Origin of the sequence: Halioglobus sp. HI00S01 (assembly GCF_001635445.1) — a bacterium.
In the GTDB taxonomy this organism is placed as follows: Bacteria; Pseudomonadota; Gammaproteobacteria; order Pseudomonadales; family Halieaceae; genus Halioglobus; species Halioglobus japonicus.
Map to the genome: position 1 here is coordinate 1 of NZ_LWEE01000205.1, position 218 is coordinate 218.

Here is a 218-nt window from a genome sequence, read left to right on the forward strand (position 1 = left end):
CCCGCGCAATGACAAACGCCTGCAAACGGTCATTGGCGCAGCCTCAGAACTGGATGACGGCACCTATATCGAGAGCCCGGAAATTCCCGGTGAGTTCAAGCAGCGCACCGAAGGCCTGGTGTGGGGTGAAAGCGTCCAGAGCGAGCGCGACGACAACCGCTTCTACCACAACAAGCTCGAATTCACCTTCGAACCGCCCGAGGGGTGGACGGTGCAGA

General features: G+C 60.1%; 1 pseudogene. It reads left to right on the forward strand.

The window, feature by feature from the left end:
• Window positions 1-218, forward strand: a pseudogene (locus tag A3709_RS23985) (peptidase M48); the annotation flags it as partial.